This window comes from Mesorhizobium sp. LSJC280B00 (genome assembly GCF_000502835.1).
In the GTDB taxonomy this organism is placed as follows: domain Bacteria; phylum Pseudomonadota; class Alphaproteobacteria; order Rhizobiales; family Rhizobiaceae; genus Mesorhizobium.
This window is the reverse complement of the sequence record NZ_AYVL01000004.1, coordinates 231,999-251,946: the sequence shown is the minus strand read 5'-3', so window position 1 is coordinate 251,946 and position 19,948 is coordinate 231,999. Positions and strand designations below refer to the sequence as shown.

The window sequence follows — 19,948 nt, the reverse complement described above, 5'->3', positions numbered from 1 at the left end:
CCGATGAACGGCAGATGAACCGTGGCTTCGGTGAGCGTTCAGCCAGGCGGCACTAAAACTGTTCTCGAGATCACGAACAGGTCGCCGGAAAAGGCGACACGACGAGGCCGAACCGGGTGTAACGTCCCTTCCTCCCGGGTCGACAGGGGCCGGAAGCACGCCCAAGGCTGCTTCCGGCCTCACTTGTTTGCTGCATGGGTCGACCTCCCCGGCGTGCCGAATTCCTTTGCTTTTGGCGCATGGGCGTTTATGCCTGACTTGCGCCCACGCCGGCACCGACGCCAACCAAACACCCTATGACCGATCTTTTCCACCAGCCCCCCCTGTTCCACGAAACTCCGGGCAATCCGCTGCCGGAAAACGCGGCCGGCGGCTTCTTCACCACGCGCGACGGCACGAAGATCCGCTATGGTCTGTTTGCCGCGGTTGCCCGCCCGATGAAGGGCACCGTCGTCGTCCTGACCGGCCGCAACGAATGCATCGAGAAGTATTTCGAGACCATTCGCAACCTTGCCGACCGGGGTTTTGGCGTGGCAACCCTCGACTGGCGCGGCCAGGGCGCTTCCGACCGGATGATCGGCGACCGACAGCGCGGCTACGTCCAGAGCTTCTTCGACTATACCGGCGATCTGGAGCAGTTCTTCGAAGAGATCGTGCTGCCCGATTGCCGAGGACCCTACTACATACTGGCCCATTCGGCCGGCGCGGTGATCGCGCTGCTCGCCGCGCCCTCGATGGCGAACCGCGTGCGCCGCATGGTGCTGATCGCACCATTCTTCACCGTGCCCGACCTGCCGGTTTCGATAAAAACCGTTCGCCGCACCTGTTCGCTGTTCTGCCTTCTCGGCCTTGGCCGGCTCTATGCCGCATGGGGTCCGCGACCGAAGGAATCAGTGCCCTTCGCCATGAACAAGCTGACCAGCGACCCGGCGCGCTATCGGCGCAACACGCTGATCTACGAAACCTATCCGCAGCTGGCGCTCGGCGGACCGACGATCCGCTGGCTGAAGGCGGCCACCGAGGCGTCCTTGATCGTCAGCGACCCCGATTTCATGGCCAAGATCCAGGTGCCCTTGCTGATGGTCGCCGCCGGCGCCGACCAGGTCGTCTCGACCAGGGCAGTCGAAGCCTATGCGAGACGTCTGCGCGTCGGCTCGCTGGTGATGATCGACGGCGCTCGCCATGAGATCCTCCAGGAAGCCGACCTCTATCGCGAGCAACTGCTTGCGGCATTCGATGCCTTCATCCCAGGAACCGGTGACGTCTGAGCCGCATACCTGTCCGGCTTCAGCTCACGCGGGCAAAATCCATGATCCAGTTGGTCTCCCATGTCTTGCCGCCGTCCGGCGAAAAAGCCTGCTCCCAGCGTGCCGACCTGTCCGTGATCCGCGACCACAGGAAGCGGACCTGGATCGGCTGGCCGTCGAATACGTCTTCGCACAGGAACGTGCCGACGCCCGCCACGAAAGTGCCGCGCGTCGGAACATCGATGGTCGACGGATTGCGGCCGTCGATCCACCAGATCGACCATTGCCTCGCCGCCGGGTAGAAGGTCCGCAAGGTGGCGGCGCGATAGGGCCCGCCGGGCAATTCAATCCAATTGTCGTCGATATTGCCGAGGCCGCCAAGGATCGGCCGCACGTCACACGTGCCGCCAAACACATCCCAGTTGCCGTCGCCCTGCAGCCGCTTCTGCAATCTTCGATGGCCGACGGTCCAGCGCCCGAAGAAGAAATCGAAATCGGCCCGCCCGTCCGCCGGAGCATCGGAATGGCTGGCTGCTGGCTGCGTCGGCATCTATGATCCTCCCGGCTGACAGCGTTCCATAGCGCATGCCAACTGACATCATCCTGTCAGGAGGTATGGCAACGATCTCGCCTGGGCAGTATGCCCAATCTCAGCCGCGCAGCGCCGCCATCGCCGCCGCGTGCAGTTCCGGTGTCGCCGCCGCCAAAATGTCGCCGCCCTTTTCCGCCGGTCCGCCTTCGAAGGTGGTGACAACGCCGCCTGCCTTCTCGATGATCGGGATCAGCGCGACGATGTCGTACGGTTTCAATCCGGGATCGGCAACGATATCGACGCTGCCCGCCGCCACCATGGCGAAGGCATAGCAGTCGGTGCCGTAACGGGCGAGCTGGACCTGTTGCTCGAACAGGTCGTAGCGCAGGCGCGCGTCTCCCTTGAACAGCGCCGGCGTGGTGGTGAACAGCGTCGCCTCGGCGAGATTCGTCGTCTTGCGCGTTGCGAGTTTTCGGGGGCCACCGGGACCTTCATAGTGCGAGCCGGAAGCATTGGCGTAGAACAACTCGCCGGTGAAGGGCTGCGACATCATGCCGGCGACGGCATCGCCGTCGACCGTCAGCCCGACCAGCGTTCCCCATACCGGCAGGCCGGAAATGAAGGCGCGCGTTCCATCGATCGGATCGATCACCCAGACATGCCGGCTGGAGATGTTTTCGCTGCCATGTTCCTCGCCGAGAATGCCGTGATCGGGGTATTGCGCTGATATCAGCGCCCGGATGGCGCGCTCGGCCTCGCGGTCGGCCTCGGTGACCGGGTCGAAGCTGCCGCGCTCCTTGTTGTTGACCGCGCCCTGGTTGCGGAAGCGCGGCAAGGTCTCGGCTGCGGCGGCACGCGCAATGCGCCGCATGAACTCGATGCTGATGTCCAACTGATTCTCCCGCTCCAGCATGTTTGGAGATACCCGTTTGCCTACGGATTTATGCCGAAACAAGGGCGTTCGGAGCCTTTCGCATGGTGCCAACTGTTGCTCGAATGCAACGCCGCCGTCATGGAAATGCAGTTTCCACTTCACAGTGAATTAAAAAAGCCGGAACGCGCCTTGACATTTGTGCAGCGCACAATACGTTTGTTCTCGGACAGGGGTTCCTGTCCATGCCCTCCTTGGGCGTTTCCTCCCTAGACTTCGACCGTGTCGTGCAAACGATGCGGTCTTTTTTTACGCTGCCGCATGAGCGGCGAGTACCGCGATTCCGCGGCTATTCGGCGGCCAGCGGCAGATCCATGAAATTGTGATCGGGCATCGCCATCAGTTCGGCCGAAAACCGCGCCAGATCGTCGGCCAGGGCGTCGAAACCAGCCGATCTCTGGAACGTCCGCTCATTCATGTAGAGCCCGCGATTGACCTCGATCTGCAGCGCATGCAGATGGCGCACGGGGCGGCCATAGTGCTCGGTAATGAAGCCTCCGGCATAAGGCTTGTTGTGGGCGACGCTGTAGCCCATGCCGGTGAGCAGGCCGATCGCCGTCTCGGTCAACGCCGCCGCGGCGGAAATGCCAAAGCGGTCGCCGACGATGAAGTCCGGCCGCAATCCGCTGTCGCCGACCCTTATGCTTGCCGGCATCGAGTGGCAGTCAATCAGCACGGCGTAGCCGAAGCGCGCATGGGTTCTGGTCAAAAGCCGTTTCAGCGTCTCGTGATAGGGCTTGTAGACCGCTTCGATGCGCGCCACGGCTTCCGCCAGCGGCAAGCGGCCGGAATAGATGTCGAGCCCCTCGCCGACCAGCTTGGGCACGGTGCCGAGCCCGCCGGCCACCCGCGCCGAGCGGATGTTGCAGAATGACGGCACCGGTTCGGCGAACATGCGCGGGTCGAGTTCCCACGGCTCCCGGTTGACGTCGAGATAGGCGCGCGGGAAGTTTGCCGCCAGCATCGGCGCCCCGAGCGCGACGGCGCCGCCGAACAATTCCTCGACATAGCAGTCCTCGGAGCGACGGATAGCGTTGCGGTCCAGCTTGGCCATCGCCATGAACCGCTCCGGATAGTAGCGGCCGCTATGCGGCGAGTTGAAGAGGAAGGGAACGCGCTGTTCGGCGCCCGATCGGATTTCGAAGGGAGGAACGACCGAAAAATCCTCGGCTGCCGTTTTCAATTTGAACGAACCCGGGAATACCAATGCATCATGATAGGAAAGTGCCACCTCGCCGCCCGCATGTCCAGCCGCCGAAGCGCCAGCCAAATCAGGATTGTGCGGCCAACGTTCACTTGATGTTTACCGTCACCTCCTCATATACAGCATGGTTAACGGGCTTGCCGCACGGCATTGTCGGTTGGGTGATTCGGACGGGACAAGATGGCACGCATTCTGCTGGCGGAAGACGATGACGACATGCGCCGGTTCCTCGTCAAGGCGCTGGAGCGCGCCGGCTATCAGGTCAGCGATTTCGACAATGGCGCCAGTGCCTATGAGCGGCTGCGCGAGGAACCTTTTTCGCTGCTGCTGACCGACATCGTCATGCCGGAGATGGATGGCATCGAGCTCGCCCGCCGCGCCACCGAGATCGATCCCGACCTCAAGGTGATGTTCATCACCGGCTTTGCCGCCGTCGCGCTGAACCCTGATTCCAAGGCGCCGAAAGACGCCAAGGTGCTATCGAAGCCGTTCCACCTGCGCGACCTCGTCAACGAAGTCGAAAAGATGCTGCAGGCCGCCTGACGCGTTTTTCTCGGGTCTTGACCGACCCGGCAAGCCAGCCATTCTTTCGCTTTTCCCGCTATTGACGTGCCGAACCAAAAATGGTGTATGCGCGGCTTCGGATGGGCGTGTAGCTCAGCGGGAGAGCACTGCATTGACATTGCAGGGGTCACAGGTTCAATCCCTGTCACGCCCACCATCCAGATAATCCCTCAATTGGCCGTCGGTATTTTTCGTCGACTGACGTTCCCGGCCTATACCGGCCTCAGGCCGCACCGAGGCGCAGATCGCCGGTCTCGACGTGCTCCAGAAACCAGGCATAGGTCTGTTCCAATCCGCTGCGCAGCGAGTAGCGCGGGCGCCAGCCGGTGGCGAACAGACGCGACACGTCCATCAGCTTGCGCGGCGTGCCGTCCGGCTTCGTCGCATCGAACGTTATCGCGGCATCGGCGCCAGCGACCGACACGATGGTGCGGGCAAGATCGGCAATGGTGATGTCTTCTCCCGAGCCGACATTGATGTGGCTGTCGCCCGAATAATTCTTCAGCAACCAGACCAGCGCGTCGGCGGCGTCGTCGACATGCAGGAATTCACGCATCGGCGTGCCTGATCCCCACACCTCCAGGCTCTTGCGGCCGGCGCGCCTGGCCTCGTGCGCCTTGCGCATCAGAGCGGGCACGACATGGCTGGAATTGAGGTCGAAATTGTCGCCCGGACCGTAGAGATTGGTCGGCATCGCCGAGATGTAGTCGACGCCGTACTGGCGCCGATAGGCCTGGCACAGTTTCAGCCCGGCGATCTTGGCGATCGCATACCATTCGTTGGTGGGCTCGAGCGGCCCGGTCAGCAAGGCGTCCTCGGAGATCGGCTGCGCCGCGAATTTGGGATAGATGCAGGATGAACCGAGAAACAGCAGCTTCTGCACCTCGTTGCGGAAGGCGCTGTCGATGACATTGTTTTGCATGACGAGATTGTCCTGCAGAAAATCGACCGGAAGCCTGTTGTTGGCCAGGATACCGCCGACCTTGGCCGCCGCCATCACCACTGCATCCGGCTTGCGGTCGGCCATCCAGCGCCGCACGCCGGCCTGGTCGAGAAGATCGAGCTCGGCGCGCGAGGCGGTCAGGACTTCGCAATCCTCGTCGGCCAATCTGCGCAGGATGGCCGAGCCGACCATGCCGCGATGTCCGGCCACGAAAACGCGCTTGCCCTGAAGGTCGAAGGTCATCAGCTTACCCCAATGCAGAACGGCAGCTATGCCAGTTGGCCGGCGGAGCGCCGGATCGGCTTCTCTGTTGCCGGACGCATACCGCATACAGATTTGCCCAGACAAGGCAAATCGCAAAGCCACCCGAAGCAACCTTTGGATCGACGCTGTAGCGCTCGCGATCAGACGCCCGCTACCGCGCAGAGGCTTGTCATTCTGGCAATGGCAAGCTCGGGGTCGGCCAGCAACCCTGCCTGGTCGGCAAGGCGAAAGACATCGGCATAGTGACGGATGCCGCGCGCCGATTGCATGCCGCCGATCATCGAAAAATGCTCCTGGTGGCCGTTCAGCCATGCCATGAAGACGATGCCGGCCTTGTAATATTCGGTCGGCACCTCGAAAATTTTGCGCGACAGCGGCACTGTCGGCGCCATCAGCGCGTCATAGCCGGCGCGGTCGCCGTCGGCCAGCCTTGCCAGCGCTGCATTGGCGACCGGCGCGATGGCATCGAAAATGCCGAGCAGCGCGTGCGAATGTCTGTCGCCGTCGCCGGCGATCAGCTCGGGGTAATTGAAATCGTCGCCGGTGAACATCAGCACGCCCTCAGGCAGCCGGTCCCTGAGCGCAATCTCCTTGCCGGCATCGAGCAGCGATATCTTTATGCCTTCGACCTTGCCGGCATGGCGTTCGATGATCGCGACCACCGTCTCCAGCGCAGTTTCGAAATCGCTGCTGCCCCAGTAGCCTTTCAGCGCCGGGTCGAACATGTCGCCCAGCCAGTGCAGGACGACCTTGCCGGAGGCCTGGGACAGGATGCGGTCGTAGACGCCGATATAGTCGTCGGGGCCTTTGGCGACCGCCGCCAGCGCCCGGCTGGCCATCATGATCGCCTTGCCGCCAAGCCCTTCGATGAAGCCGAGCTGTTCTTCATAGGCCGCGATGACATCGTCTAGCCTGCTGGCGCCCCCCGCCAGATGGTCGGTGCCGGCGCCCGACGCAAGATCGGCGCCTTCGACGCTGCGCGCCTCGGCGATCGAGCGGCGGATCAATTCCTTGGCATTCGCCCAGTCGAAACCCATGCCGCGCTGAGAGGTGTCCATCGCTTCGGCGACACGGAAGCCAAGCCGCCAGAGGTGATGGCGAAACGCCATCGTCTTGTCCCAGTCGACCGCGGGCCTCGACCACGGATCGGCCATGGCGAGGGGATCGGCAACGACATGGGCGGCGGCGTAGGCGATGCGCGAGAAGCGAGCGCCGGCCACAGGCTGCACCGGCTGGCCGACAAGCCGGTAGCGGACACGGCCGGCGCCTTCCCCGGGCAAGGTGATGTCCATGGCTCTCTCCCTTACCAACGCCTATTAAATGGAACGTTCCAACAAATCAAGATATTTTGCCCCCTGCCTCGTGCAGCGAAAATTGCTGCATCGCAGCAGCCGAAAGCCCTGCTTGCCGGAGAATTGCGCCGCCGAGCCGCATTTTTCCCGGCTTCGCAAAAACGCGATTGACTCAAATGCGCCGCAGGGATTAGATCGTTCCAATAAAATCGCACAAGAAACCACCGGGAGGACAGATCTGGATGGCCAGCCGGGCCAAGGCAACGATACTCGACATCGCCCGTGAGGCGGGCGTGTCCAAATCGACGGTATCGCTGGTGCTGCAAGGCAGCGGGCTGATCCGGCCCGAAACCGCGCTCAAGGTGCGCAAGGCGATCGAGGACGTCGGCTATGTCTACAACCGCGGCGCCGCCAATCTGCGCAAGGCCCATTCCAACGTCATCGGCATGGTCATCAACGATCTCACCAATCCGTTTTTCGCCGAGCTCGCGGTCGGCATGGAGCGCGTCTTCCAGTCGGCCGGCATCGTGCCTTTCATCGCCAATACGGCTGAAAACCCGGTGCGTCAGGAAGAGGTTCTGAAATCGTTGATGGAGCAGGGTGTCGCCGGGCTCGTCGTGTCGCCGGCGCGCGGCACCACGCCTGGCGCGTTCCGTCGCCTTGAGACCGCAGGCGTTCCGGTCGTCTTCGTCATGCGCCGGCTTCCCGAAAGCCGTATCCCGGTGATCACGCCCGACAATCATCGCGGCGCCTATCTCGCCACCGCCCATCTGATCGGCAAGGGCCATCGCCGGCTGGCCTTCTTCGGCGGCTCGTCCGACCTTGTCGTCTATCACGAGCGCCTGGGCGGCTTTCGCGCGGCCTGTGAAGCGCTCGGCATCGAACCGGCCGACAGGCTGGTCTTCGAGGGCGAAACCAGCCGCAAGGGCGGTATTGCCTGCCTGGAAACCGCACTTGCCATGGCCGCGCCGCCGACCGCGGCCCTTTGCTTCAACGATGCGGTCGCCTTCGGCGTCTTGCTGGCGCTGCGCAAGCGCGGCCTGGAACCCGGCGCGGACTTTGCCGTCGTCGGCTTCGACGATGTCGCCGAGGCCGAGCACTATATGCCGGCGCTGACCAGCGTCGCGGTGAACACCGCCGGCCTCGGCGAGCGCGCCGCCCATGTCGTGCTGAAGATGATCCAATCGCGCACCACGCGCGCCGAGGATCATATCGGCGCCGTCAACCTCGTGGTCAGGGAAAGCTGCGGCCCCGATCGCAAGGAGCATGGCTGTGCAGGAATGGGAGACGCGGCATGACCGTCAGTTGGGGGCTGATCGGCGCCAGCACGATCGCAAGACAGTTCATGATCGGCGCCATCCGCGCGCAGAAGGACGGCGAGATCGCCGCGGTGATGAGCTCCAGCCCGGAGCGCGCCGCCACTTACGCCAGTGAAAACCGCATTCCGGCGGCGATCTCGACGCTCGACGCCCTGCTCAAATCCGATATCGACGCCGTCTACATCTCGACCACTAACGAATTGCATCTCGAACAGGCACTCGCCGCCATCGAGGCGGGAAAGCATGTGCTGTGCGAAAAGCCGCTGGCGCTGACCAGCGCCGACGCGCGCAAGATGGTCGCGGCGGCCAGGGCCGCCGGCGTTGTGCTCGGCACCAATCACCATCTGCGCAATGCCGGCTCGCATCGGGCGATGCGCGAAGCGATCGCTGCCGGCCGCATCGGCAGGCCGATCGCCGCGCGCGTCTTCCACTCTGTCTATCTGCCGGAAAACCTGCAGGGCTGGCGCATCACCAGGCCGGACGCCGGCGGCGGCGTGGTGCTCGACATCACCGTCCACGATGCCGATACGCTGCGCTTCGTGCTCGGCGACGATCCGGTCGAGATCTCGGCATTCACGCAATCGGCCGGCATGGCCGCCGGCGGACTGGAAGACGGCGCCATGTGCCTCTGGCGCTTCGCATCGGGCGTCATCGCCCAATCGCATGAGGGCTTCACGACAAAATTCGCCGGCACCGGCTTCGAGGTGCATGGCAGCGAAGGCTCGCTGATCGCCAAAAATGTGATGACGCAGAAGCCGGTCGGCTCGGTCTTGCTTCGCACGGCACAGGGCGAGGAGGAATTGAGCTTCGACCGCGAAGACCTCTATGCCCGTTCGCTGCGCGAATTCCACGCAGCGATCCGTGGCGACGGCCAGCCGTCCGCCACCGGCGAGGACGGCGTCTGGTCGCTGACATCAGCCGAGGCGGCATTGCAATCGGCCAGGTCCGGAAACGCCGTTGCCATCGACCCGAAGCTCGGGAGCGCCGCGTGAGCAAGCTCGTTTCAGCGGCTGAAGCTGCCGGCCTGATCAGGGATGGCATGGTCGTTTCCGTGTCATCGTCGAGCGGCCTCGGCTGTCCGGATGCGGTGCTGGCCGCCGTCGGCGAGCGCTTCGACGCGGAAGGCCATCCCAGGGACATCACGACGCTGCATCCGATCGCCGCCGGTGACATGTACGGCATCAAGGGCATCGACCATCTAGCCAAGCCCGGCCTGTTGAAGCGCACTTTGTGCGGCTCCTATCCGTCCGGGCCGTCATCGTCGGAACCGCCGCAGATATGGAAGATGATCGGCGACAATTCGGTCGCCGCCTATAACGTGCCGTCCGGCATCCTGTTCGACATGCATCGCGAGGCCGCGGCCAAGCGCCCCGGCGTGCTGACCAAGGTCGGGCTCGATACCTTTGCCGACCCGCGCCATCAGGGTTGCGCCATGAATGCTGCCGCCAGCGAGCCGATCGTTTCGGTGCAGCAGTTCGACGGCGAGGAATGGCTCTATTTCCGCTCGATCGTACCGCAGGTCGCGATCATCCGCGCCACCACGGCGGACGAGCGCGGCAACCTTACCTATGAGCATGAGGGTGCCTATCTCGGCGGCCTCGAACAGGCGCTGGCCGCCCGCAACAATGGCGGCATCGTCATCGCGCAGGTCAAGCGCGTCGTCGAGAACGGCACGCTGAAGCCGCACGATGTGCGCGTGCCCGGCGTGCTGGTCGACCATATCGTGGTGGCGCCCGACCAGTTGCAGACGACGCTGACGCCTTACGATCCGGCCATCTCCGGCGAGATCTTCCGGCCGCTGTCGAGCTTTCGCAACGCCGAGATGAACGTCCAGAAGGTCATTGCGCGCCGCGTCGCCATGGAGCTTGCCGACGGCATGGCGGTCAATATCGGCTTTGGCATCTCGGCCAACGTGCCACGCATCCTGCTCGAGGAAGGCCAGCACGGCAAGGTCACCTGGGTCATCGAACAGGGCGCGGTCGGCGGCGTGCCGCTGCTCGATTTCAAGTTCGGCTGCTCGTCGAATGCCGACGCCTTCATGCCCTCGCCGCACCAGTTCATCTATTTCCAGGCCGGCGGCTTCGACGCCTCGCTGCTGTCCTTCCTGCAGATCGACCGCCACGGCTCTGTCAATGTCTCGAAGCTTTCGGCGCGGCCCCACGTCACCGCCGGCGCCGGCGGCTTCGTCGACATCACCGCGCGGGCGAAGAAGATCGTCTTTTCCGGTTTCTTCAACGCCGGCGCCAAGTTGTCGCTTGCCGGTGGCGGCATCCGCATCGACCAGGAGGGCAAGGTCAAGAAAGTCGTCGGCGAGGTCGAGCATATCTCCTTCTCGGGCAAGCGTGCCGTCGCGCAGGGACAAGACATCACTTATGTCACCGAGCGCTGCGTGATGAAGCTGACGCCGGCAGGGCTGATGGTGACGGAGCTGGCGCCGGGCATCGACCTTGAGCGCGATGTGCTGGCGCAGGCCGAGATCCCGCTCGCCGTCGCCAGCGACCTGAATATCACACCGGATGCGCTCTACCGGGACCGGCCGATCGGCCTGTCGCTCAATGACGACGCGTCGCTTGGAGGCGCACATGGCTGAGCGTCTGGTAACCTTTGAAACCGACGGCGCCATCGGCATTGTCACGCTGCGCCGGCCGGAGAAATTCAACGCGCTCGATATTCCGATGCTGCGGGCGCTCGAAGCGGCGCTCGACGAGGCCGAGACAGCAACCGGCGTCCGCGTCGTGCTGATCTGCGGCGAAGGCAAGGGCTTTTGCGCCGGCGGCGATGTCGAGGCTTGGGCGGAAATGAGCGCCGCCGATTTCCAGGTGCAATGGGTGCGCTACGGCCATCGCGTCTTCGACCGGCTGGCGCGGCTGCGGCAGCCGACGATCGCCGTGCTTGCCGGCCATGCGCTGGGCGGCGGGCTCGAACTGGCGGCCGCTTGCGACTTCCGCGTGGCGGAAACACAGGTGAAGCTGGGGTTCCCCGAAACCTCGATCGGCGTCGTTCCCGGCTGGTCCGGCACCCAGCGCGCCGTGCGCCGCTTCGGCGCGCAGGCAGTGCGGCGGATGGCGCTCGGCGGCGAGGTGTTTCTGGCTACCGAGGTTCTTGCTCTGGGGATTGTCGACCGGGTGGTCGAGACCGGCAAGGCGTTCGCCGAAGCCAAGGCCTGGGCCGGCAAGATCGCCGAGCGCGGCCCGCTCGCGACCGAAGCCGCCAAGCTGATGATTGCCATCGCCGAGGGCGAAGAGAGTGCTGCCGCGACCGAAGCGCTGGCCAGCGGCTTCATCGCGCTGACAAGCGATCTCAGAGCCGGCGTCGAGGCTTTCAAGGCCAAGCAGAAGCCGGCGTTCTCGAGATCTTAGGGACCTGGAAATCACATGAACGCACCCCTCAACATCGCCATGCCCGCCGAGGCAGCCGCAGCGCCGAAAAGCTACCGGCTGCTGATCGGCGGCAGGTTCGTCGACGCCCAGGACGGCCGCACACTGGAGCGTAGCAGCCCCGGCCACGGCTTCACCGTCTCGCGCTATGCACACGCCGGCGCGGCGGACGTAGAGGCTGCGGTTCAGGCCGCGCACAAGGCCTTCGAGACCGGCCCGTGGCCGCGCATGAAGGCCGCCGAACGCGCCACGATCTTGCTCAAGGCTGCTGACCTGATCGAGGCGCGGCTGGACGAGATTGCCCGGCTCGACGCGCTGGAATCCGGCAAGCCGATTGCGCAGGCGCGCGACGAGATCGGCGGCGCCGTCGACATCTGGCGCTATGCCGCGGCACTTGCGCGGACGCTTCACGGCGAAAGCTACGCCAATCTCGGCGATGCCATGCTCGGCGTCGTGTTGCGCGAACCAATCGGCGTCGTCTCCATCATCACGCCGTGGAATTTCCCGTTCCTTATCGTCAGCCAGAAACTACCCTTCGCGCTCGCCGCCGGCTGCACGGCGATGGTCAAGCCGAGCGAGATGACCTCGGCCTCGACCTTTGTGCTCGGCGAGATCCTGATGCAGGCCGGCTTGCCGGACGGCGTCGTCAACATCCTTGCCGGGTTGGGCGCCGATGTCGGCGCACCGATGGTCAGCCATCCGCTGGTCGAGATGGTGTCGTTCACCGGCTCCACCCGCGTCGGCAAGATGACCATGGCGTCTGCCGCCAACTCGCTGAAGAAAGTCGCGATGGAGCTCGGCGGCAAGAACGGCCAGATCGTCTTTTCCGATGCCGACCTCGAGGCCGCCGCCGACGCGGCGGTGTTCGGCGGCTTCTTCAATGCCGGCGAATGCTGCAATGCCGGCAGCCGGCTGATCGTCCATGAGGCGATCGCCGACGAGTTCCTCGGCGCCGTCAAAGCCCTCACCGCCAAGGTGGTTGTCGGCGACCCGCTCGACGACCGCACCAAGGTCGGCGCGATGATCTCCGCCGACCATATGGCCAAGGTCACCGGCTACGTGACGGCAGCGGAAAACGGCGGCGGCCGGATCTGTAGCGGCGGCAATCAGCTTGCTTCGAGCGCCGGCCAGTATCTTGATCCGACCATCGTTCGCGACGTCACCGAAGACATGGCCATTGCACGCGAGGAAGTGTTCGGTCCGGTGCTCTCGGTGCTGACTTTTGAATCGATTGAAAGGGCGTTGCACATCGCCAACAACACGCCCTATGGTCTATCGGCGGGCGTGTGGAGCGCCAGCATCGATACCTGCATGTCGGTGGCGCGGAATGTGCGTTCGGGAACCGTTTGGGTGAACACGTTCATGGAGGGTTACCCCGAACTGCCTTTCGGCGGCTACAAGCAGTCCGGTCTCGGACGCGAACTCGGCAAGCGCGCCGTCGAGGATTATACCGAGGAAAAGACAATCCAGTTTCATCGCGGCCAGCGCACCGGATGGTGGGTCGGCTGAGTTGGGAAGAACCCGGTGGGCATCCGCCGGTCGTGCAAGTTCAACAAGGGAGGAAGTACATGTTGCGCAAACTGCTTATCGGGACGGCTCTCGCATCGGGCGTTGCGTTCGCGGCCCATGCCGAGGACGTCAAGGAAGTCCAGATGCTGCATTGGTGGACGTCGGGCGGCGAAGCTGCCGCTCTGAACGTGCTCAAGCAGGATCTGGCCAAGGAAGGCTTTGCCTGGAAGGACGTGCCGGTGGCCGGCGGCGGCGGCGACGCCGCCATGACCGCGCTGAAGGCGATGGTGGCAGCGGGCAACTACCCGACCGCCTCGCAGATGCTTGGCTATACCGTGCTCGATTACGCCGCAGCCGGCGTTATGGGCGACCTGACCGAGACGGCGATAAAGGAAGGCTGGGACAAGTCCGTTCCCGCGGCCCTGCAGAAATTCTCCGTCTATGACGGCAAGTGGGTCGCGGCTCCGGTCAACGTCCACTCGGTCAACTGGCTATGGATCAACAAGGCGGTGATGGACAAGATCGGCGGCACCGAGCCCAAGACCTTCGACGACTTCATTGCGTTGCTGGACAAAGCCAAGGCGGCGGGCGTCATCCCGCTCGCGCTGGGCGGCCAGAACTGGCAGGAAGCGACAATGTTCGACTCAGTCGTGCTGTCGACCGGCGGGCCTGAGTTCTACAAGAAGGCCTTCAACGACCTCGACGAGGAGTCGCTGAAGTCCGACACGATGAAGAAGTCGTTCGACAATCTCGCCAAGCTCGTCACCTATGTCGACCCGAACTTCTCGGGCCGGGACTGGAACCTCGCCACCGCCATGGTCATCAAGGGCGATGCGCTGGTGCAGGTGATGGGTGACTGGGCCAAGGGCGAATTCAACGCCGCCAAGAAGGTCCCGGGCACCGACTTCCTGTGCTACCGCTTCCCGGGCACCGACGGCAGCGTCGTCTACAACTCCGACATGTTCGGCATGTTCAACGTTCCGGAGGACCGCAAGGCCGCCCAGATCGCCCTGGCCACCGCCACGCTGTCGAAGAGCTTCCAGTCGGCCTTCAACGTCGTCAAGGGCTCTGTTCCGGCCCGCACCGACGTGCCGGACACCGATTTCGACGCTTGCGGCAAGAAGGGCATGGCCGACCTGAAGGCCGCCAATGAAGGCGGCACGCTGTTCGGTTCGCTGGCGCAGGGCTATGGCGCGCCTCCCGCGGTTGCCAACGCCTACAAGGATGTCGTCTCGAAATTCGTGCACGGCCAGATCAAGACCTCGGACGAGGCCGTGACCCAACTGGTCAGCGCGATCGAAGACGCCAAGTAAGGCACCCGCCCATGTGAATGATCTCCCCGGCGCAAGCCGGGGAGATCCCCTGCGGCGAGGTTTTGCGGTTGCGCCGACCGGCACGCTTTCGTGCCGCAGAGCCCGAGACAGCAGAATTCCGGACCCGCCATACGGAATGGACAGATGAGCACAGTTGCTGAAACCAGTATCACGCTGACGCCGGAGCACGATGCCCGTCCGGGCGCCACGGTGCGCTCGCGCCTTCAGGACGCGCTGCCGAAGCTCGTGCTGGCGCCGAGCTTCGCCGCCACTATCGTCTTCGTCTACGGCTTCATCCTGTGGACGATCTATCTGTCCTTCACCAATTCCAAGACCTTTCCCTCCTATGCGATCACCGGGCCACGCGCCTATCAGCGGCTATGGCGCTGGACTTTCGAAAGCGATCCGCCGTCCTCCTGGTACACGTCGATCACCAATATGGGGATTTTCGGCTTCCTCTATATTTCCATCTGCCTGGCGCTCGGCCTGTTCCTGGCGATCCTGCTCGACCAGAAGATCCGCGGCGAAGGTGTGCTGCGGCCGATCTACCTCTACCCGATGGCACTGTCGTTCATCGTCACCGGCGTTGCCTGGAAATGGTTTCTGGACCCCGGCCTCGGCCTCGAGCAGACGCTGCACCAATGGGGCTGGACGAGCTTCCATTTCGACTGGATCAAGAACAAGGATTTCGTCATCTACACAGTGGTCATCGCCGGCGTCTGGCAGGCGTCGGGCTTCATCATGGCGATGTTCCTGGCCGGCCTGCGCGGCATCGACGGCGAGATCCTGAAGGCGGCGCAGATCGACGGCGCCACCACCTTCCAGCTCTACCGTCGCATCGTCATCCCGCTGCTGCGGCCGATCTTCCTGTCCGCCTTGATCGTCCTCGCGCATCTCGCCATCAAATCCTACGATCTGGTGGTCGCGCTGACCAGCGGCGGGCCGGGCGGTTCGGCCTGGCTGCCGTCCAACTTCATGTATGAGTACACCTTCAAGCGCAACGAGATGGCCGTCGGCTCGGCCAGCGCCGTGATCATGCTGATGACCATCACCGCGATCATCGTTCCCTATCTCTATTCCGAGCTTCGGGAGAAGCCGCGATGAGCGCCGTGGCCACTCCTGCTCGCCAGAGCACTGGCGGTATCAGCGCCAGGACGGTCAACCGTATTGTCATCTACGGGCTGCTGGCGCTGTTTGCGCTGTTCTACCTGATGCCGTTGTTCGTCATGCTGGTGACCTCGTTCAAGACCATGGACGAAATCCAGAACGGCAACATGCTGGCGCTGCCGCAGGAGCCGACCTTCGCACCTTGGATAAGGGCGTGGAGCGAGGTTTGCTCGGGTCTCACCTGCGTCGGCATGAAGGGTTATTTCTGGAACTCGATCAAGATGGTGGTTCCGGCCGTCATCATCTCGACCCTGCTCGGCGCGCTCAACGGCTATGTGCTGACGAAGTGGCGCTTTCGCGGGGCGACGCTGGTGTTCGGGCTGATGCTGTTTGCCTGCTTCATTCCGTTCCAGTCCGTCCTCTTGCCGATGGCAACGATCCTCGGCAGCCTCGGCCGGTTCGGCGTCAAGCTGCAGAACGCGACCGGCCTCACCTTCGGCTTCGGCAATCCGACCGTGAACCTGGTGTTCGTTCACGTCGTCTACGGCATCGGCTTCACCACCCTGTTCTTCCGCAATTATTACGAAGCGTTTCCGAACGAGCTGGTGAAGGCGGCGCAGATCGACGGCGCCAGCTTCTTCCAGATCTTCCGGCGCATCATGCTGCCCAACTCGCTGCCGATCATCGTGGTGACGGTGATCTACCAGTTCACCAACATCTGGAACGACTTCCTCTTCGCTTCCGCCTATGCCGGCTCAGGCGACGTGATGCCGATGACGGTGGCGCTGAACAATGTCGTCAACACCTCGACCGGCGTCGTCGAATACAACGTCAACATGGCGGCGGCGATGATCGCCGCGCTGCCGACGCTCCTCGTCTACGTGCTCGCCGGCCGCTATTTCGTGCGCGGCCTGATGGCCGGCGCCGTCAAAGGATAATCGCATGGCTTTTCTGGAAATTGACGGGCTGAAGAAGCGTTTCGGAGCGGTCGAGATCCTGAAAGGCATCGACCTCGACCTGGAAAAGGGCGGCTTCCTCGTGCTGGTCGGGCCTTCCGGTTGCGGCAAGTCCACGCTGCTCAACACTATTGCCGGCCTGGAAACCATCACCGAAGGGGAAATCCGCGTCGACGGACGCACGATCAACGATCTCCACCCTTCCAAGCGCGACATCGCCATGGTCTTCCAGAGCTACGCGCTCTATCCGAACATGACGGTTGCCGGCAATATCGCCTTCGGCATGGAGATGCGCGGCGTGCCGGCCGGCGAGCGCCAGAAGGCGATCGACAAGGTGGCGAAGGTCCTGCAGATCGGCCATTTGCTGAAGCGCAAGCCAAGCCAGCTCTCCGGCGGCCAGCGCCAGCGCGTCGCCATGGGCCGGGCGCTGGTGCGCGATCCAAAGCTGTTCCTGTTCGACGAGCCTTTGTCCAATCTCGATGCCAAGCTGCGTGTCGACATGCGCATCGAGATCAAGCGCCTGCACGCCACCACCGGCACCACCATCGTCTACGTCACCCACGACCAGATCGAGGCGATGACGCTGGCCACCAAGATCGCGGTGATGCGCGACGGCGAGGTGCAGCAGTTCGGCACGCCAGCCGAAATCTATAACAATCCGGTCAACCTGTTTGTTGCCGACTTCATGGGCTCGCCGGCGATGAACCTGATCCCGGCGACGATCGGCAGCAACGGCAGCGGCTTCTCCGTCGTCATGGAGCGCGAGGCGCGCCAGCCGATCTCGCTGCCGCTGGGCAATGCGCCGGCCGGCCTGTCGGCATTCCAGGGAAAACCGATCATCTTCGGCGTCCGCCCGGAAGCACTGACCGATCCCGAGGGTGCCGAACGCAACGCCTCGAACATCGCCCGCGCCGACTGTCACATCGAGGTCATCGAGCCGGCCGGCTCGGATACGTTCGCGGTCACCAATCTCGGCGGCAAGGCGGTGGTGGCGCGGCTGCGCGCCGATGCCAAAATCCAGCCCGGCACGGTCACGCCGCTCGCCTTCAACCTGACCAAGGCGGTGTTCTTCGATCCGGCGACCGAGAAACGCATCGTCTGACGGCCATGACAAATCCCGACATCGTCATCATCGGCTCCGGCATAGGCGGCGCCACGATCGCCTCCGGCCTTGCCGGCAGTGGCGCCTCGATCCTGATGCTGGAGCGCGGCGAACCACTGCCGGCAACGCCGCACACACGCGACACCCGAGCCATCTTCGTCGATGGTCATTATCGGCCGAAGGAGATGTGGCTTGAGGCCGGCGGAGCGCCGTTCAACCCGGGCAATTACTACTATGTCGGCGGCAATTCGAAATTCTACGGCGCGGTGCTGATCCGCTACCGCAGGGAAGACTTTTCGGAGATGGAGCATTATGGCGGCGTCTCGCCGGCCTGGCCGTTTTCCTACGAGGAATTCGAGCCCTGGTATTCAAGGGCCGAGCAGCTTTTCCGCGTGCGCGGTGCGCTGGGTGAAGACCCGACCGAGCCGTTCCACTCGATGCCCTACCCTTTCGGGCCGGTACCCGACGAGCCGCCGATCGCGCGCGCCCGCGCCGAGCTCAGGAGCCTCGGCCTGCACCCGGCATCGCTGCCGCTCGGCGTCGACATCGAAGCCTGGCTGAAAGACGGCAGCACGCCGTGGGACGCGTTTCCCAACACCGGGACCGGCAAGGTCGACGCCCAAACGGGACCGCTGGCCGCCGCCCTTGCCGACCAGAAGATCAAGCTCGAGACCGGCGCCCATGTCGAATATCTCGAGGCATCGCCGGATGCGAGGACGATCATCGCCGTCCATTATCGACAGAACGGTACGCTGAAGAAAGTCGCGCCGAAGCTGGTCATCCTATCGGCCGGCGCAGTCAATTCCGCCGCCATCCTGCTGCGCTCGCCCACCCCTCAGGGCAGAGGCGGTGGCAAAGGCCTGGCCAACCGCTCCGACCAGGTCGGCCGCAACTTCATGAATCACAATTCGAGCGCCATGCTGGCGATCGATCCACGCCGCCGGAACAAATCCGTCTACCAGAAGACGCTGATGCTGAACGATTATTATCTGTCCGACGGCAAGGGCGGCAAGCCGCTCGGCAATGTCCAGCTCCTCGGCAAGATCGACGGCAACATCCTCAAGGCCAATGTCAGGCGCGCGCCCAAATTCGCGCTCGATTTCATGGCCGGCCACGCCGTCGACTGGTATCTGATGTGCGAGGACCTGCCCGATCCCAAGAGCCGCATCATGGTCGACGGCAAGGACATCGTCATGCAGTGGCGGCGCTCCAACATGCAGTCGCTCGACGGACTGACCAAGGTGATGCGCGAGAATTTCCGCGCCTGCGGCTATCCGATCGTCCTGTCGCGGCCGTTTGACAAGCGCACGCCCTCCCACCAATGCGGCACGGTGAAGATGGGCAACGATCCGGCGACCTCGCCGCTCGACCCGTTCTGCCGCTCCTTCGACCACAGCAATTTGTTCGTCGTCGATGCCGGCTTCCTGCCGAATTCGGCCGCCGTCAATCCGGCGCTGTCGATCGCCGCACAGGCGCTGCGCGTCGCCGACCACATCCGCAAGACGGAGCTTGCAACATGAGCCGCCCGGCAGCGATCGTCACCGGCGGCGCGCGCGGGATCGGCCTTGCTTGCGCCGAGGCGCTGGCCGACGCAGGCTTCGACATCCTCCTCTCAGACCTTGCCGACGAAGCCGCCGACGGGCTCGCCGCCGACATCACCGGGCGCGGCGCGAAATTCGCCTATGCCAGCAGCGACATCGCCGACCTCGACGGCCACGCAGCGCTGATTGATGCCGCGACAAGCGCCTTCGGCCGCATCGACTGCCTGGTCAACAATGCCGGCATCGGCGCCGTCCTGCGCGGCGATCTGCTCGAGCTCAAGCCCGAAAATTTCGACCGGGTGCTCGGCATTAATCTGCGCGGCACCGTATTCCTCAGCCAGGCCGTCGCCAAAGCAATGCTCGGCCTGCCAAGCGATGGTGCGAGATCGATCATCACCATCACTTCGGTCAGCGCCGCCATGGCCTCGCCGGAACGGGCCGATTACTGCATTTCCAAGGCCGGGCTTTCGATGTGGGTGAAGAACCTGGCGCTGCGGCTTGCCACCGAAAACATCGCCGTGTTCGAGGTGCGCCCGGGCATCATCCGCACCGACATGACCGCGGGTGTCACCGCCAAATATGACGGATTGATCGACGGCGGGCTGGTGCCGGCAATGCGCTGGGGCGCAGCGGATGATGTCGGCGCCGCCGTGGCGGCGTTGGCCGGCGGCACGCTCGGCTTTTCGACCGGCTCGGTCATCAATGTCGACGGCGCGCTGTCGGTGCCGAGGCTATGAACAGGGTGAC

The 19,948-nt window shown here is 63.9% G+C and carries 18 protein-coding genes and 1 tRNA gene; 14 read left to right on the top strand and 5 right to left on the bottom strand.

Annotation, left to right across the window (positions count from 1 at the left end; genetic code table 11):
- Window positions 1-296: 296 nt before the first annotated feature.
- A complete protein-coding gene (locus X773_RS47490) occupies window positions 297-1,268 on the top strand; it encodes an alpha/beta hydrolase (RefSeq protein WP_023675380.1) in 972 nt (323 codons plus the stop codon).
- Between the two features lie 19 nt (window positions 1,269-1,287).
- On the opposite strand, the gene X773_RS47485 is transcribed toward X773_RS47490, so the two are convergent.
- From X773_RS47485 to X773_RS47475, 3 genes are all read right to left on the bottom strand, one after another.
- On the bottom strand, window positions 1,288-1,797 hold the full coding sequence (locus tag X773_RS47485) for a hypothetical protein (protein ID WP_023675379.1): 510 nt from the start codon (window positions 1,795-1,797) through the stop codon (window positions 1,288-1,290).
- A gap of 100 nt (window positions 1,798-1,897) precedes the next feature.
- Window positions 1,898-2,671: a histidinol-phosphatase gene (hisN, locus tag X773_RS47480; RefSeq protein WP_023675378.1), complete on the bottom strand. Its 774-nt coding sequence runs from the start codon at window positions 2,669-2,671 to the stop codon at window positions 1,898-1,900.
- A gap of 328 nt (window positions 2,672-2,999) precedes the next feature.
- Window positions 3,000-3,941: an N-formylglutamate amidohydrolase gene (locus X773_RS47475; RefSeq protein ID WP_023675377.1), complete on the bottom strand. Its 942-nt coding sequence runs from the start codon at window positions 3,939-3,941 to the stop codon at window positions 3,000-3,002.
- Between the two features lie 153 nt (window positions 3,942-4,094).
- Between X773_RS47475 and X773_RS47470 the strand changes: the two genes are divergently transcribed.
- Window positions 4,095-4,457 carry a response regulator gene (locus X773_RS47470; RefSeq protein ID WP_006199474.1) on the top strand — a complete coding sequence of 121 codons (363 nt, stop codon included), beginning with the start codon at window positions 4,095-4,097 and terminating at the stop codon, window positions 4,455-4,457.
- Window positions 4,458-4,560: 103 nt separating this feature from the next.
- A tRNA-Val gene (locus tag X773_RS47465) sits at window positions 4,561-4,635 on the top strand.
- A gap of 66 nt (window positions 4,636-4,701) precedes the next feature.
- Here X773_RS47465 and X773_RS47460 read toward each other — a convergent pair.
- Window positions 4,702-5,664 carry a GDP-L-fucose synthase gene (locus X773_RS47460; RefSeq protein WP_023675376.1) on the bottom strand — a complete coding sequence of 321 codons (963 nt, stop codon included), beginning with the start codon at window positions 5,662-5,664 and terminating at the stop codon, window positions 4,702-4,704.
- A gap of 161 nt (window positions 5,665-5,825) precedes the next feature.
- Window positions 5,826-6,977: a dihydrodipicolinate synthase family protein gene (locus tag X773_RS47455; RefSeq protein WP_023675375.1), complete on the bottom strand. Its 1,152-nt coding sequence runs from the start codon at window positions 6,975-6,977 to the stop codon at window positions 5,826-5,828.
- A 242-nt stretch (window positions 6,978-7,219) separates the two neighbouring features.
- Here X773_RS47455 and X773_RS47450 point away from each other — a divergent pair, with 242 nt between their 5' ends.
- The 11 genes from X773_RS47450 to X773_RS47400 all read left to right on the top strand — a co-directional run bounded on the left by X773_RS47450 (window position 7,220) and on the right by X773_RS47400 (window position 19,938).
- Window positions 7,220-8,275: a LacI family DNA-binding transcriptional regulator gene (locus X773_RS47450; RefSeq protein WP_023675374.1), complete on the top strand. Its 1,056-nt coding sequence runs from the start codon at window positions 7,220-7,222 to the stop codon at window positions 8,273-8,275.
- Window positions 8,272-9,288, top strand: coding sequence for a Gfo/Idh/MocA family oxidoreductase (locus X773_RS47445; RefSeq protein WP_023675373.1), 1,017 nt, complete (start codon window positions 8,272-8,274; stop codon window positions 9,286-9,288). The genes X773_RS47450 and X773_RS47445 overlap by 4 nt, the downstream gene beginning before the upstream one ends.
- Window positions 9,285-10,886, top strand: coding sequence for an acyl CoA:acetate/3-ketoacid CoA transferase (locus X773_RS47440; protein ID WP_023675372.1), 1,602 nt, complete (start codon window positions 9,285-9,287; stop codon window positions 10,884-10,886). The genes X773_RS47445 and X773_RS47440 overlap by 4 nt, the downstream gene beginning before the upstream one ends.
- On the top strand, window positions 10,879-11,655 hold the full coding sequence (locus X773_RS47435; RefSeq protein WP_023675371.1) for an enoyl-CoA hydratase/isomerase family protein: 777 nt from the start codon (window positions 10,879-10,881) through the stop codon (window positions 11,653-11,655). The genes X773_RS47440 and X773_RS47435 overlap by 8 nt, the downstream gene beginning before the upstream one ends.
- 15 nt (window positions 11,656-11,670) lie before the next feature.
- Window positions 11,671-13,182 carry an aldehyde dehydrogenase family protein gene (locus X773_RS47430; RefSeq protein ID WP_023675370.1) on the top strand — a complete coding sequence of 504 codons (1,512 nt, stop codon included), beginning with the start codon at window positions 11,671-11,673 and terminating at the stop codon, window positions 13,180-13,182.
- Window positions 13,183-13,241: 59 nt separating this feature from the next.
- Complete coding sequence (locus tag X773_RS47425; protein ID WP_031194023.1) at window positions 13,242-14,495, top strand: ABC transporter substrate-binding protein; 1,254 nt, start codon at window positions 13,242-13,244, stop codon at window positions 14,493-14,495.
- Between the two features lie 144 nt (window positions 14,496-14,639).
- Window positions 14,640-15,599, top strand: coding sequence for a sugar ABC transporter permease (locus X773_RS47420; protein ID WP_023675368.1), 960 nt, complete (start codon window positions 14,640-14,642; stop codon window positions 15,597-15,599).
- Complete coding sequence (locus X773_RS47415; RefSeq protein ID WP_023675367.1) at window positions 15,596-16,540, top strand: carbohydrate ABC transporter permease; 945 nt, start codon at window positions 15,596-15,598, stop codon at window positions 16,538-16,540. The genes X773_RS47420 and X773_RS47415 overlap by 4 nt, the downstream gene beginning before the upstream one ends.
- A 4-nt stretch (window positions 16,541-16,544) precedes the next feature.
- Window positions 16,545-17,660 carry an ABC transporter ATP-binding protein gene (locus X773_RS47410; RefSeq protein ID WP_023675366.1) on the top strand — a complete coding sequence of 372 codons (1,116 nt, stop codon included), beginning with the start codon at window positions 16,545-16,547 and terminating at the stop codon, window positions 17,658-17,660.
- Window positions 17,661-17,665: 5 nt separating this feature from the next.
- Window positions 17,666-19,180: a GMC family oxidoreductase gene (locus X773_RS47405; RefSeq protein ID WP_023675365.1), complete on the top strand. Its 1,515-nt coding sequence runs from the start codon at window positions 17,666-17,668 to the stop codon at window positions 19,178-19,180.
- A complete protein-coding gene (locus tag X773_RS47400) occupies window positions 19,177-19,938 on the top strand; it encodes a 3-ketoacyl-ACP reductase (protein WP_023675364.1) in 762 nt (253 codons plus the stop codon). Before X773_RS47405 ends, X773_RS47400 begins: the two co-directional genes overlap by 4 nt.
- Window positions 19,939-19,948 lie beyond the last annotated feature (10 nt).